This is a genomic window from Nostoc sp. FACHB-133 (assembly GCF_014698055.1).
Lineage (GTDB): Bacteria > Cyanobacteriota > Cyanobacteriia > Cyanobacteriales > Nostocaceae > Nostoc.
Map to the genome: position 1 here is coordinate 1 of NZ_JACJSH010000099.1, position 15,785 is coordinate 15,785.

The following is a 15,785-nucleotide window of genomic DNA, read 5'->3' on the forward strand; positions in this document are numbered from 1 at the left end:
TAATCATGGAATTGAGCTTGTTGCAGATCAACCCGAACGCAATGAAATTGCTAGATTAAATTTAATCGCTGGACAGAAAGCAAAAGCTGCGATCGCCTATAGTGTGGCTCAAAATTATTTAGTCAGAGGTAGAGCATGGCTGGCAGACTCCAGTTGGCAAAATAACTATGAGCTGACCTTAGAGTTATATACAGAAACAACAGAAGTCGCGTATTTGTGTGGCGAGTTTGAGCGGGTAGAATCCTGGGCAGTGGTTGTTCTGCAAGTAGCCAAAACGGTTCTCGACATCGTGAAAGTTTACGAAGTCAAAATTCAAACTGACATCGCGCAGAACCAGCCATTAGAAGCAATCAACACTGGATTGCAAGTTTTGCAGCAACTGGGAATCAGTTTTCCTGAAACGCCAACTCAGTCAGACATTCAGCTTGAGCTAGACGCGATCACATCACTCATTGGCGAGAAGCCAATCGAGGACTTGCTCCATTTGCCGGAAATGACCGAACCGGACAAGTTGGCAGCGATGCGAATCTTATCAAGCATCACGATCGCTGCCTATGTTGCGGCTCCTGATTTGATGCCTCTGCTTGTGTCTAAACAAGTAAACTTATCAATTCAATCTGGTAATGCTGTTGTATCTCCCTTTGCCTATGCCTTTTACGGATTAATTCTTTGTGGAACGAGTGGGAACATTGAGATTGGGTACGAGTTTGGACAACTTGCGCTAAATCTATTGTCACACCTTAATGTTCATTCTCTCAGAGCTAGAACATTACTCATTGTGAATAACTTTATTATTCATTGGAAAGAGCATATTAGAAACACAACCCAGCCCTTGCTAGAAGCCTACCAAAGAGGTTTAGAAGTTGGAGATTTAGAGTTTGCTGCTTATTGTGCTCATTGTTATTGCTTCCAATCCTACGCAGTTGGAAAGGAACTCGTAGAAGTTGAGCGCGAGATGACGAAATATAGTGAAGCAATTCGTCAAATCAAACAGAAAACGGCGCTAACCTGGAACCAAATATACCAGCAGACGATCGCAAATTTGATGGGCTTTTCGGTCAACCCAACTTGTCTAGTTGGCGAATTCTACAATGAAGAAGATGGATTGCCACAACATGAAGTAACAAATGATGGAACGGCAACTTTTGATGTCTATTTCAATAAACTTTTCCTGTGCTACCTATTTTCTGAGTATGCTCAGGCAGTTAAAAACTCAACCATAGCAGAACGTTATTTAATCCGAATAACAGGCACACCTATTGGTCCTTTTTACTATCTGTATGATGCTCTGGCAAGACTCGCGATATACTTCGAAAGCGGCATTCAAGTGCAGGAGGAAATTCTCAAAAAAGTTACGGTTAGTCAGGAGAAAATGAAGCAATGGGCACAGTATGCGCCAATGAATTGTTTGCATAAATATCATCTGGTGCAAGCAGAGATTGCACGAGTTCTGAGTCAGTGGTTTGAAGCAGAGGAATTCTATGAACAAGCAATTCAAGGAGCCAGGGAAAATGAATATATCCAGGAAGAGGCGTTAGCTTATGAATTAGCCGCCAAACATTACTTATCTCGTGGTAGAGAAAAGTTTGCCCAACTCTACATGAAAGAAGCCCACTACTGCTATGAGCGATGGGGCGCAACGGCAAAGGTTAAAGATTTAGAAACTCGTTATCCTCAACTATTTCCTCAGTCATCCAACGTAGTTTCTACACCAGTCCGCACCACTGCTGGAGCTACCTCGAATACCACACATGTTGCTCTCGATTTAGCGACGGTGATGAAAGCAGCTCAAGCAATTTCAAGTGAAATTGAATTGGAGCAGTTGCTCAGTTCTCTAATGCAGATTTTAATTGAAAATGCTGGGGCCCAAACTGGATGCCTGCTTTTGGAAAACTCAGGAGAATGGGCGATCGAAGCGTCTGGTGAATTCAATGATGGTGAGAATATCTCTGCTACACAAGTGCTGCAATCTATCCCAACTGCAAATCATCTACCTGAATCAATTATTAATTATGTTATTCATACTCATGAATCTGTCATCTTAAATGATGCTACTTGTGAAGGTAATTTTATTAATGAGCCATATATTCAAGACAATCAAACTCAATCAATCTTATGTTTGCCTCTGCTCAATCAAGGTAAGCTAATAGGCTTGTTGTATCTAGAAAATAAATTAGCGGCTGGGGCATTTACACCAGAGCGATCGCAAGTTTTGTATCTGTTATCAACTCAAGCCGCCATTGCGATCGAAAATGCACGTCTGTATTCTAATTTAGAAACTAAAGTAAAGGAACGAACGCAAGAACTCTCACAAGCCCTCACCCATCTTAAATCTACCCAGGAAGAACTGATTCAATCAGAAAAAATGGCAGCACTGGGACAACTGGTGGCTGGGGTGGCTCATGAAATCAATACCCCGCTAGGAGCTATTCGCTCCTCAACAGAGAATATTGCCAATTTCTTAATTGAAAACCTAGAACAGTTACCCACATTTTTCCAACAGCTTACAAAACAGCGCCAGCAGGATTTCTTTGCTCTACTGCAAAAATCAACTCAACAAACAGCTTCCTTATCTAGTAAAGAAAAACGTCAATTCAAAAAAGATTTGAAGCGTCAACTAGAGTCCCAGTCAATTGACAATGCCGATAGCCTTGCCAATACCCTGGTAAATCTCGGTGTGTGCGACGATATTCAACCCTTTTTGCCATTGTTAAAAGCTCCAGATGTCCAAAAGTTTTTGAAAACCACTTATGATTTTGCTAGCGTTTGGAAAAGCACCAAAACCATTGCTACCGCAACAGATCGTGCCGCCAAAGTCGTATTTGCCTTGAAAACCTATGCTCATTACGACCATTCTGGGGAAAAAGTACAAGTAAATATCACTGAGGGAATTGAAACTGTAATAACCCTCTATCACAACCAACTCAAACATGGCGTGAAAGTGATTAGAAACTATAATGAAGTACCCCCGATTTTATGCTACCCTGATGAACTAAATCAAGTTTGGGTAAATTTGATTCACAATGCCTTGCAAGCGATGGACTACAAGGGAAGCTTGAGGATTAATGTGACGCGACAAGAGCCTTTTGTGCTGGTTAGCATTAGTGATAGTGGTAAGGGTATACCTCCTGAGATTATACCAAAAATCTTTGAGCCATTCTTTACCACTAAACCTGCTGGTGAAGGCAGTGGCTTAGGACTAAATATAGTCAAAAGAATTATGGAAAAACATCAAGGAGAAATTTCGGTGGAGTCGAGAGTTGGTGAAACCAGATTTACTGTGTCCTTACCTGTATATAAGTAAGGTTTTACAGAGATAGAGCCAGGACTTCCGTTATTGATAAAAATAAAAATCCTACGATGTGCATCAATCCCTGTTTTTTTAGGTATTCTTCGATAAATTTAACTTGAGGTGCTAGTTATGATTTCCATACCTCACATTACGGTTACTGCCAAAATCTACGAAAGCGCAAATTCTGTTGTTTATAGGGGCATCCGGGAACAGGATAATACAGGCATTATCCTCAAGGTGCTTAAGGAAGACTATCCCACCCCATCAGAAATCACACGCTACAAGCAGGAATATGAAATTACCCATTCCCTGAATCTCAGCGGAGTGGTTAAGGCTTACAATTTACAAGAATATCAAAGAACCCTAGTCATTATCCTAGAGGATTTTGGCGGGGAGTCCTTAGAGAAATTGATCCAGGAATCCCCAGGAGGGTATGACCCAATGCCCTTACCAGAATTTCTGGGCATTGCCCTCAAAATCACAGAAATTTTGAGTCAGATTCACGCCGCCAATATTATCCACAAAGACATTAACCCAGCAAACATCGTCAGCAATCTAGAAACAGGGGTTGTCAAAATCATTGACTTTGGCATTTCTACCCAATTAAGCCGCACTAATCCTAGTTTTAAAAATCCCAATATTTTAGAAGGCACTTTAGCCTATATGTCGCCGGAGCAAACGGGAAGGATGAATCGATTGCTGGATTATCGCACAGACTTTTACTCTCTCGGCGTAACCTTTTATAAATTGCTCACTGGGCAACTGCCTTTTGTGACTAATGATGTGCTGAAATTAGTGCATTGTCATATTGCTAAACAGCCTGTTTCACCCCATGAGGTGAATTCAAAGATTCCCGAAGTCATTTCAGGCATTGTCATGAAGTTGATGGCAAAAAATGCTGAGGAGCGATACCAAAGTGCCTGGGGAATCAAAGCTGATTTGTCGGAATGTTTAGCCCAATTACAAGCATCAGGAACTATCTCAGAATTTCCTCTGGGAACTCAAGATATTTCTGACAAGTTTCAAATCCCGCAGAAACTTTACGGACGTGAGGCGGAAGTTGAAACATTGCTGGCTGCATTTGAGCGAGTAGTAGCAGAAAGGAGTGGGAGAAAAGGAGAGAGGGAGACAAGTCAATATTCCCGAACTGAAATGATGCTAGTTGCAGGTTATTCCGGTATTGGTAAGTCAGCACTAGTGCAAGAAATTTATAAGCCCATTACCCAAAAGCGTGGCTATTTCATTTCCGGAAAATTTGGACAATTTCAGCGGAATATTCCTTATAGTGCTATAGTCAGCGCCTTTCAGGGATTGGTGCGGCAACTGCTCAGTGAAAGTGAAGTGCAACTGCAACAATGGCAAAACAAAATTTCAGAGGCTTTGGGGGTTAACGGTCAAGTCATTATTAATGTCATTCCTGAAGTCGAACTCATTATCGGCAAACAGCCATCCGTGCCAGAAGTCGGGTCAACCGAGTCGCAAAACCGTTTCAATATAGTCTTTCAAAAGTTTATAAGAGCGTTCTGTAGGAAAGAGCATCCTTTGGTCATCTTTCTGGACGATTTGCAGTGGGTAGATTCGGCGACTCTCAAATTAATTCAGTTGATGATGACGGATAGCGAGTCGCAATACCTTTTTCTGATTGGAGCGTATCGAGATAACGAAGTTAACCCAAATCATTCATTGATGATGCTTGAGGGGCTAAGAAAAGAAGGGGTAGATATTAACCAGATTACGTTAGCACCTTTAAAACAAGAGCATATTAGTCACCTGCTGACTGATACACTATACACTGACACTAGCACGAGTTTACCCTTGGCTAAATTGCTGTTGCGTAAAACTGGTGGTAATCCTTTCTTTGTGAATGAGTTTCTCAAAACCCTGTATGCGGAAAACCTCATTACCTTTAACCTCCCTGAGAATTTGCAACTAGAGTTTAAGATAAATAATCCACAATCCAAGTCGCCGATTAACTTTCATGGAGAGTTTTCGGAGGAAAAACGCAAACGGTCGCTTCAAAATCCAAAATGGTATTGGGAACTGGATCAAATTGAAGCAAAAGACATCACCGACAATGTGGTGGAGTTGATGATTAGCAAGTTGAAAAAACTGCCAGATGCAACGCAGCAAGTTTTACGATTGGCAGCTTGTGTAGGCGCGGAATTTGACTTAAACACCCTTTCGATTCTTTGTGAAAAATCGCCTAGAGAAACTTTCGTAGACTTAGCAGAGGCACTTCATTCAGGGTTAATTTCGCCTATATCCGAGTTAGATGAAGAACTATTAATTCAAAATTATAAATTCCTGCACGACCGGGTACAACAAGCCGCTTATGCCTTGGTTGAGGAGTCGCAAAACCAAGCAATTCACTTACAAATTGGTAGTTTGCTATTATATAATACTAAGCCGGAAACGTTATTAGACAAGATATTTAAAATAGCCGATCATTTGAATATTGGCATTAAACTTGTTACTGAGCAAGAAAAACGAGATAAAATAGCCAAATTAAATTTGATGGCAGGTCAGAAAGCTTTAGCAGCTACAGCTTATGATGCTGCCAAAATATATTTAACTACAGCGATAGAATTGCTGCCGCTGAATAGTTGGCAACGTCAGTATGAAATCACTTTGGCTTTACATGAGTCAGCCGCAGAAGCAGCGTACCTCTGCGGTCACTTCAATGAGATGGAGAAATGGGCAACGGTTGTCCTGCAACAAGCAAAAACTATTCTAGACAAAGTGAAAGCTTATGAAGTTAAAATTCAAACTTGCATGGCGCAAAGCCAGCCGTTGAAAGCAATCAATACTGCGTTGCAAGTTTTGCAGCAACTGGGAATCAGTTTTCCCGAAAGGCCCAGTCAGTCGGATATGTACCTTGAACTAGACATAATCACATCCCTCTTGAGTGAGAAACCGATCAGCGACTTGATTCATTTGCCCCAAATGACCGGAGCAGACAAGTTGGCGGCGATGCGAATCTTATTAAGCATAACGATTGCCGCCCAAATTGCTGCTCCTGATTTAGTGCCTCTACTTGCATCTAAACAGGTCAACTTATCAATCCAATATGGCAATGCTTTTGTGTCTCCGTGTGCGTATGCTACCTTTGGGTTAATTCTTTGTGGGATGGTAAGAAACATCGAGTCGGGCTACCAGTTTGGACAGCTTGCTTTAAGGCTGTTGTCACAGCCGAATACCCATTCACTCAAAGCTCGGACATTGCTGTTCGTAAATCTCTTCATCATCCACTGGAAAGAACATATTAGAGAAATATTGCAGCCATTCCTAGAAGGCTATCAAAGTGGGCTAGAAACTGGAGATTTAGAGTTTGCCGCCTACTGCGCTCAAGCGTACTGCTCTCAATCCTTTGTCCTCGGAAAGGGACTCGTGGAGGTTGAACGCGAGATAAAAACATACAATGAAGCAATCCGTCAACTCAAACGGGAAGCAGTACTCAGCTGGCAGGAAATATTTCAGCAATCTGTCTCAAATTTGATAGGATGCTCAATCAATTCCTACCGTCTAGTTGGCGAATTCTACAATGAGGAGATTAGACTACCACAACACAAAGCAGTCAATGATGGAACCGCAATCTTTTTGGTACATTTCAACAAACTTTTCCTATGCTATCTATTTTCTGAGTATGCTCAGGCAGTTGAAAACTCGACCATAGCGGAAGGTTATTTGATCAGCGTCACACCGACACCTTTTGTTCCTTTGTACTACCTCTATGATTCTCTGGCAAGACTCGCAACATACCCCGAAAGCAGCACTCAAGCGCAGTCGGAAATCTTCACAAAAGTTGCCTTTAGCCAGGAGAAAATGAAACAATGGGCACATTACGCGCCCATGAATTATTTGCATAAATATAATCTAGTGCAAGCAGAGACGGCACAAGTTCTAGGTCAGTTGCTTGAGGCAGAAGAATTCTACGAACAAGCTATCCAAGGAGCCAGGGAAAATGGATATATCCAAGAAGAAGCATTAGCTTATGAATTAGCTGCCAAATTTTACCTATCTCGCGGTAGAGAAAAGATTGCTCAAACCTACATGAAGGAAGCACATTACTGCTATGAACGCTGGGGAGCAACTGCAAAGGTCAAAGATTTAGAAACTCGCTATCCGCAGTTCTTTCCTCAGCCGTCGGGCATGGCTCACATGCCAATCAACACAACTTATGGAACCACCTCTAGTAGTTCAGACAGCGCTTTAGATTTAGCTACGGTGATGAAAGCATCCCAAGCGATTTCTGGTGAAATTTTACTCGATAAATTACTCAGTTCCTTGATGAAGATTCTTATTGAGAATGCCGGGGCGCAAACAGGCTTTCTCATTTTGGACAAAGCAGGGAAATTGGTAATTGAAGCTTCTGGCGAGGTGCATTCTGACACTATATCTAGTAGCCGTAGCAGTATAAAGGTGTTACAGTCAATTCCCATTAATGACCGTCTACCTGCATCAATCATCAACTATGTCGTCCGTACCAAGGAAAATGTAGTTTTAAATGATGCAACTCGTGAAGGTAATTTTACACTTGACCCTTATATCAAAGAGCATCAAACAAAATCTATTTTGTGCGTGCCGCTTGTCAATCAAGGCCATTTGGGTGGCGTTGTCTATTTTGAGAATAATTTGATGGCAGATGCTTTTACCCCTGCTAGGTTAAAAGTTTTAAAACTCCTATCATCTCAAGCGGCGATTTCAATTGAAAATGCTCGTCTCTATACCGATTTAGAATCAGCCAACACCACCCTAGAAGCAAAAGTAGAAGAGCGCACGCTGGAATTACAGGAAAAAAATCTGCATCTGCAAAAAGCTGAAGATGCCGCACAATCTGCTAACCGTGCCAAGAGCGAATTTCTCGCCAACATGAGCCATGAACTAAGAACACCGCTCAACGGCATTTTGGGTTATACCCAAATCCTTAAACGAGACAAAAGTTTAATCGCTCTAGAAAAAGATAGTCTTGACATCATTTACCAGTGCGGCAACCACCTACTCAACCTAATTAATGACATTTTGGACCTATCTAAAATTGAAGCCCGGAAAATGGAACTTTACTCAAGTGATTTTCGTTTTCCGAAATTTCTCAAAGAAATTACTGAAATTTGCCACATTCGGGCGAAAGAAAAAGGAATTTTCTTGATTTACGAGCCTCTCACCCCACTGCCTATGGGTGTTAAAGGCGATGAGAAGCGGTTGCGACAAGTGTTGATTAATTTACTCAGTAATGCTGTCAAATTTACCGATATCGGCGGAGTAACTTTCAAAGTTGGGTATTATGACGGCAAAATGAGATTTCAGGTACAAGATACAGGCATTGGTATAGCAACTGAGCAATTAGAAAAAATATTTTTGCCCTTCCAGCAGGTGCTAGATCACAGTCGCAAAATTGAAGGAACAGGATTGGGACTGACAATTAGCCGTCAATTAGTTCAGATGATGGGCGGCGAATTGAAGGTGAAGAGTACTTTAGGAAAAGGAAGCGTTTTCTTCTTTGACTTAGATTTGCCGGAAGTTGAGCAACCGACTCATGTTAACCAAGGAGAACAACGTACAATTATTGGTTATAAAGGTGAAAGACGCAAAGTTTTGATAGCAGACGATAAGTTGGAAAATTGGTTGGTTCTAGTTGGTATGCTGCAACCTTTAGGATTTGAAATTGTGTCAGCAACGGATGGTCAGGATTGTTTAAATAAGGCGCGTGATTTAAAACCTGATGTTATTTTTATGGACTTGAAAATGCCGATAATGAGCGGCTTAGAAGCTACCCGTCAGATTCGGCAGTTGCAACCCAATGTCGTGGTGATTGCTACCTCAAGTAGTGTTTTTGATTTGGAGCAACAAAAAAGTTTTGAGGCAGGTTGCAATGATTTTCTCCCTAAACCCATAAAGTTAGAGGAGCTTTTAGAAAAGTTACAACTATATTTGAAACTAGAATGGATTTATCAGGAGAGTAATGCCGCTCAAGTAACTAACTCCCTTCCAACACATAGATTGGAAACAAAACCTCTGGTTGCACCGCCACCAGAAGAAATTGCTGTCCTGTTTGAGCTAGCAGTCATCGGCGACATCAGAGGTATTATGAAGCGAGCTGAACACCTGGAATTGAATGAAAATTTGATACCATTTGCCTCTCATCTGCGTCAATTAGCGAAAGGTTTTAAAGAGCTACAACTCCAGGAATTTATCAAACAATATAGGAGAGAGTAAATGACTGGAGTAGCCAATGAAAAAGGTATCATTTTAATAGTAGATGACACGCCTGCTAGTTTAGGAATACTATTTGAATTGTTATCTGACTCTGGCTTCAAAGTCTTGGTAGCTGAAAATGGCGAAAGTGCTCTTAACAAAGTCAAATATGCTCTTCCCGATCTCATTCTCTTAGACGTACTTATGCCTGGAATAGATGGGTTTGAAACTTGCCGCCGCTTGAGAACATCGCCACCAACTCAAGACATCCCAGTGATTTTTATGACCGCGCTTTCTGAAACGGTAGATAAGGTCAGAGGTTTAAGTTTCGGGGCGGTGGATTACATCACAAAGCCGCTAGATGCTGAAGAGGTTTTAGCCCGTGTCACGGTTCACCTGAGCCTACGATACATGACCAAGAGGCTAAAAGAGCAGAATGAGCGTTTGGAACAGGAAATTAAAGAACGTGATCGCGCGGAGTCAACTCTCAGGAAACTTACATTGGAGTTAGAAAGACGGGTGGAGGAGAGAACGGCTGCAATTTCCGATTCTAATCAACTGCTAGCCCAATCGAATCAAATGCTGCAACAGGAAATCGCAGAACGCCTGCAAGCAGAAGCCCAATTGGAGCGATCGCGTTCTTCACTGCAAACTAAAGCCAAATTGCTAGAACAAGCCTTGAGCGAACTCCAGCGCACTCAGTCCCAAATAATTCAATCTGAAAAAATGAGTGCCCTAGGACAACTGATTGCCGGGGTGGCTCATGAAGTGAATAACCCAGTGGGTGCAATTCGCTCATCTGTGGTGAATATTTCCGAATTCTTAACTGAAAACCTCAAAAAGTTACCCGAATTTTTTCAAGGACTCTCAAGAGAACGTCAGCATGATTTTTTTGCTCTTCTGCAAAAGTCAGCCCAACAAACCCCCTCCTTATCTAGCAAAGAAAAACGTCAATTTAAACGAGATTTGCAGCATCAACTAGAGTTGCAGTCGATTGAAAATGCTGATACCCTTGCCAGCACCCTGGTAAATATCGGCGTGTATGACAATATTCAACCCTTTTTGCCATTGTTACAGGATCCACAGAGCGAAAATATCTTAAAAACTGCTTATCAATTTGCTACAGTACAGAGAAGCACGATAACCATCGCCGCTGCCACAGAAAAAGCTACCAAAATCGTATCTGCCCTAAAAATCTATGCCCGCTATGACCATTCGGGGTTAAAAGTACAGGCAAATATCATTGAGGGAATTGAAACTGTATTAATACTTTATCAGAACCAAATTAAACACGGGGTGGAAGTCATTAAACACTATGGTGAGTCGCCCTCGATATGGTGCTATCCCGATGAACTCAACCAAGTTTGGACAAATCTCATCCACAATGCCCTGCAAGCGATGAACAACAACGGAACCTTAACGATTGATGTGACACAGCAAACCGCGAATTTGCTGGTCAGCATCACTGATAATGGCAAAGGTATCCCTCCTGAAATTATGCCGAGAATCTTTGAGCCATTCTTTACTACAAAACCTGCTGGGGAAGGCAGTGGTTTGGGATTAGATATCGTCAAGAATATTGTTGCAAAACATCAAGGAAAAATTGAAGTATCCTCGAAGCCTGGTAAAACTATATTTACCGTATTATTGCCCATCAATCTAAACGAGGAGACTAGCGATGTCTAAGTCAGCAATTTTATGTGTTGATGATGAGACAGTCGTATTAGAAAGTCTTGAGCTAGAACTCCGAAGAGCCTTTGATAATGTTTACCTGTATGAATTTGCTGAAAGTGCCGAAGAAGCCCTGGAACTCCTTCAGGAACTCATAGAGGATGGGATAGAAATCATAGTAATTATCTCTGATTGGTTAATGCCCGGTATGAAGGGAGATCAATTTCTGATCGTTATTCACAGAGAATACCCAAATATTATTACAATAATGCTAACAGGACAAGCTAATAAAGAAGCAATTGAACGAGCTATAACTCAAGCTAACTTATATGCTTATTTGCCAAAACCTTGGAATAATAAGAAACTCATTGAAACCATTAAGTCTGGCATAGCACAAAATGAGTGACTAAAACTTATGAGTAAACCTGTCATTATATGTGTTGATGACGAACAGACAATCCTTGATAGTCTGGAAGTAGAGCTGCAAAAAACACTAGGAGATGAATACCTCATTGAAACGGCCCAATCCAGTGAAGAAGCGCTACAGTTACTATCAGAATTGCTAGAAGAACAGTATGAAGTTCCTGTGGTCATTGTCGATTACCTCATGCCTAATATTAAAGGGGATGAATTATTAAAGCGTATTCATGCCATATCGCCCAAAACCCTGAAAATTATGCTGACAGGGCAACCTAGTCTGGAAGCAGTGGGTAATGCAATCAAGTATGCCAAATTATATCGTTACATTGCCAAACCTTGGGAAACTGAAGACCTAAGATTGACAGTAAAAGAAGCAGTTAATAGCTATCTTCAGGATAAAAAGTTAGCTCAACAAAATGTGCAACTACAGCAAATGAATCAGGAGCTAGCAAAATTAAATTGTGAGCAAGCTGTACTGATTACCAAACTTCAGGAGAACGAGAGCCGCTTGATACAGTTTTTGGAAGCAATGCCAGTGGGTGTGGGAGTGTTGGATGCAGAAGGCAAACCTTACTACATTAATCAGAAGGCAAAAAAGATATTTGGCAAAGAAGTCAAGTGGGATGCTACTACCGAGCAATTGTCAGAAATTTATCAAGTCTATAAAGCCGGCACTCATCAGGAGTACCCTATAGAGAACTTGCCTCTGGTGCAGGCATTAAGGGGCAGGAGTGCAACAGCTAATGACATAGAAATCCATATAAACGGCAAGATTATCAATTTAGAGACTCGGGCAACGCCTATCTATGATGTTAAAGGCAACATTGCCTATGCTATCGATGCCCTTGAGGACATCACGGAACGCAAACAGGCTGAAAAACTCTTAGCAGATTATAATCGAACTTTAGAGAAGCAGGTTGCTGAACGGACCTTGAAACTGCGGCAGCAGAAAGAACTTCTGCAAACGATTTTTGACCACATTCCGGTTATGGTGGTTCTTTATGATGCAAAAGGTCAGATTCAATTAGTCAACCGGGAATTAGAACGCGTCCTGGGTTGGTCTGATTCAGAATTAGAAGACCTTGACCGATTAGCAGAATACTATCTTGATCAGAAGTGTTGCCAGCAGGTTGTGGAACACGCGATCGCAGGGACTGGGAAATGGCAGGACTTCAAAATTAGGACTCAAGACGGTAGCTATGTAGAGACTTCCTGGGCAGGTATTGGGCTGAGTCACGGTATGAGTATCGGTATTGGGCAGGACATTACCGAACGGCTTGACGCCGCGCTACGCGATCGCGAATACGCAGAAGCAGCGTCTGTTTTGGAAGAACGCAACCGCATGGCACGGGAAATCCACGACATTCTAGCGCAATCTTTTACAGGCATTTTACTGCATATCCAAGCAGCGACACAAGTGCTAACGGATGATTTAGAAGCGACCCAGGCACATCTGAAAATGATTGATGAATTGGCACGAACCGGACTTGCCGAGGCTCGTCGATCAGTGGCAGCACTCCGTCCCCAGCTATTGGAGGAGGGCAATTTACATACTGCCCTTCATTGCCTTATGGCTCAAATGAGATCTAATACTGATACCTCTGTGATCTACGAAATAAAAGGCACAGCCTATTCCTTACCAGCCGAGGTTGAAAATAACTTACTACGAATTGGACAGGAAGCATTAACCAATGCCATAAAATACGCTGATGCTGGCGAAATTCGTATAGAGTTGGTGTACGATAATACACAATGTATTCTGCGCGTTAAAGACGATGGACGGGGTTTTGGGGTTGCTAGGATACCATCTGGCGGATTTGGATTGCTGGGAATGAGCGAGCGAGCAGAACACCTTGGAGCGCAACTGAGTATTCAGAGCGAACCTGGGCAAGGAACAGAAATTGTTGTCATTGTAAATCGAGAGTGAGAATATTAAAAATGCACTGGTTACAAACGCAACCTGTAGTAGCTCAATTTCTAATTCTGAATAATTATGAGCCAATCAACAAATATTCGGGTTTTGATTGTTGACGATCATTCCATTGTCAGGCAAGGATTGACAACTATTATTAACCGCGATCCAGAAATGACAGTGATCGCTCAAGTTGAAGATGGGCAGCAGGCGATCGCCGCGTTTCGAGAATACCAACCTGATGTTACACTAATGGATTTACGAATGCCCAAAATGGCAGGTGTTAAAGCCATTATAGCTATTTGTGCTGAATTTAAGCAGGCTCGGATCGCGGTACTCACAACCTACGATGGCGATGAAGATATCTATCGCGGTTTACAGGCGGGCGCTCAAGGCTATCTGCTTAAGGATTCTAAACTTGGCGAGCTTTTGAATGCGATTCGCGCCATTCATAATGGTCAGAAATACATTCCGCCAGAAGTGGGCGCAAAATTATTGCAGCGAATGAACAATCCAGAACTGAGTGAACGAGAGTTGGAAGTGCTGCGTTTGATGGCACAAGGAATGGGTAATCAAGAAATTGGGATTGATTTGATTATTGGTGAAAGTACTGTCAAATCGCATGTAAATCGGATTTTGAGCAAACTGGGCGTGAGCGATCGCACACAAGCCGTGATTACTGCTGTTAAGCGTGGGATTGTCAGTTTGTAAGCTGTACTAAAGTTGGTATCCAAATTCCAACTTTAGTTGTAGACAACCTTCCACTGCGAGATGGACGGGTTCATCCATCACTCGATTGTATAAAAATGTCAACCCAGAGTGGACTACAAAAGAGGGTCAATTGTTTATATTAAATCCATAGCAACGTTAGCGCAGTTGGGTTGTAAGGCAAAAGTATTGCTTAATACAAACCGAAACATGACCTACGGCCGTGATAATCGTTCTTTATTCGTTCTGCCTTCAACCCAGGATCATATTCAAGGTGCATTGAATGCTGCTGTAGTCTTCGTCATGTATGGAGATTATGAATGTTTTCAAAGTGCTAATGTCTATCGATTGATTAAAGTTGCCGGGCAGCAATTAAAGGTTTCGTTTGGAGAAAACAATTTAGGTTTTATCTTCCGTCATTTTCCTCAGGTACAGATTCATCCACATGCTCAACGAGCTGCGGAAGCTGCGGAAGCCGCTGCGGCTCAAGGGCAGTTTTGGCAAATGCATGAGCTATTGTTCATTCATCAACAAGAGTTAGAAAATGGCTATCTAGTAGAGTACGCCAATCGTTTAGGACTTGATATTTCTCAATTTTTGCAGGATTTATCCAGGGGAACTTATGCTGCTCGGATCAATGCAGATATCGAAGGTGGACTGCGAAGTGGAGTGGAGGCTGCACCCGCTTTGTTTATTAATGGAATTCGCTATCTTGATCGCTGGACTGTTGAGCAGATAATGGCAGCCATTGTTGCTGCAAATGATTAACGACAAGAATCAGAGATTTCAGCAATTTAGCAAGAATACAGAGGCGATCGCAATGATAGTTTTTACATGGAAAAAAGTTCAAAAATTGTTGCTGTGGTTATTTACATTAAGTGTTGTTGTTGGAATATCAATGCTTTCAACACCAGCCACCTCCAAGGAATTACCTCAAGCATCCAACTCTAAACCTGCGATCGTTCTCGTTCATGGGGCTTTTGCTGACGGTACATCATGGCAACATGTTATTCCATTGTTGGAGCAGGATGGCTACAGAGTGACTGCTGTACAGATTCCTCTCACCTCGCTTGCTGATGATGTGGCAACGACGAAGCGGGTGATTGACAATCAAAAAGGTTCTGTTGTAGTAGTTGGACATTCCTATGGTGGAAATGTGATTACGGGTGCAGCGGCTGGCAATCCACAGGTGAAAGCTCTGGTTTATGTTAATGCTTTCGCACCAGATGTCGGTGAAAAGACGAGTGATTTGAATAAAAAGTACGCAGCACCTCCGATTAGCACGGCGATCGTGTCTGATGCTGCAAACTTCCTCTATGTCGATCGCGGGAAGTTTCACGATTTTTTTGCCCAGGATGTATCGAAGGCTGAGGCGCGAGTGATGGCAGCAACCCAAAAGCCGATCGCCAGCGCAGCGTTTGAGCAATCAGTGAATGAAATCGCTTGGAAAACCATTCCTTCCTGGTTTCTCGTGACTCAAAGCGATCGGGCCATCAACCCTGAACTTCAACGATTTATGGCTAAACGGATTAATGCTAAGACAACCGAAGTTAACTCCAGTCATGTTCCTTTTATCTCTCATCCAAAAGA

The 15,785-nt window shown here is 42.2% G+C and carries 8 protein-coding genes; all 8 read left to right on the forward strand.

Translation table 11 applies throughout. The features are described from left to right. Positions 1-3,304: ATP-binding protein (locus tag H6G86_RS35710; protein ID WP_190938327.1), on the forward strand; the 3,304-nt coding region annotated here is incomplete at its 5' end. 117 nt (positions 3,305-3,421) lie between these two features. Continuing rightward, on the forward strand, positions 3,422-9,505 hold the full coding sequence (locus tag H6G86_RS35715; protein WP_190938328.1) for a hybrid sensor histidine kinase/response regulator: 6,084 nt from the start codon (positions 3,422-3,424) through the stop codon (positions 9,503-9,505). Then, entirely contained in the window at positions 9,506-11,170 is a 1,665-nt protein-coding gene (locus tag H6G86_RS35720) for a hybrid sensor histidine kinase/response regulator (RefSeq protein WP_190938329.1), read from the forward strand. After that, a complete protein-coding gene (locus H6G86_RS35725; RefSeq protein ID WP_190938330.1) occupies positions 11,163-11,561 on the forward strand; it encodes a response regulator in 399 nt (132 codons plus the stop codon). The genes H6G86_RS35720 and H6G86_RS35725 overlap by 8 nt, the downstream gene beginning before the upstream one ends. 9 nt (positions 11,562-11,570) lie before the next feature. Then, complete coding sequence (locus tag H6G86_RS35730) at positions 11,571-13,502, forward strand: PAS domain S-box protein (RefSeq protein ID WP_190938331.1); 1,932 nt, start codon at positions 11,571-11,573, stop codon at positions 13,500-13,502. Between the two features lie 66 nt (positions 13,503-13,568). Further along, positions 13,569-14,198 (forward strand): response regulator, encoded by a 630-nt coding sequence (locus H6G86_RS35735; protein ID WP_190938332.1) that lies wholly within the window; start codon positions 13,569-13,571, stop codon positions 14,196-14,198. 207 nt (positions 14,199-14,405) lie between these two features. Continuing rightward, on the forward strand, positions 14,406-14,963 hold the full coding sequence (locus H6G86_RS35740) for a DsbA family protein (protein WP_190938333.1): 558 nt from the start codon (positions 14,406-14,408) through the stop codon (positions 14,961-14,963). After that, positions 14,956-15,785 (forward strand): alpha/beta fold hydrolase (locus tag H6G86_RS35745; RefSeq protein ID WP_190938334.1); only part of this gene is annotated, 830 nt, incomplete at its 3' end. The genes H6G86_RS35740 and H6G86_RS35745, both read left to right, overlap by 8 nt.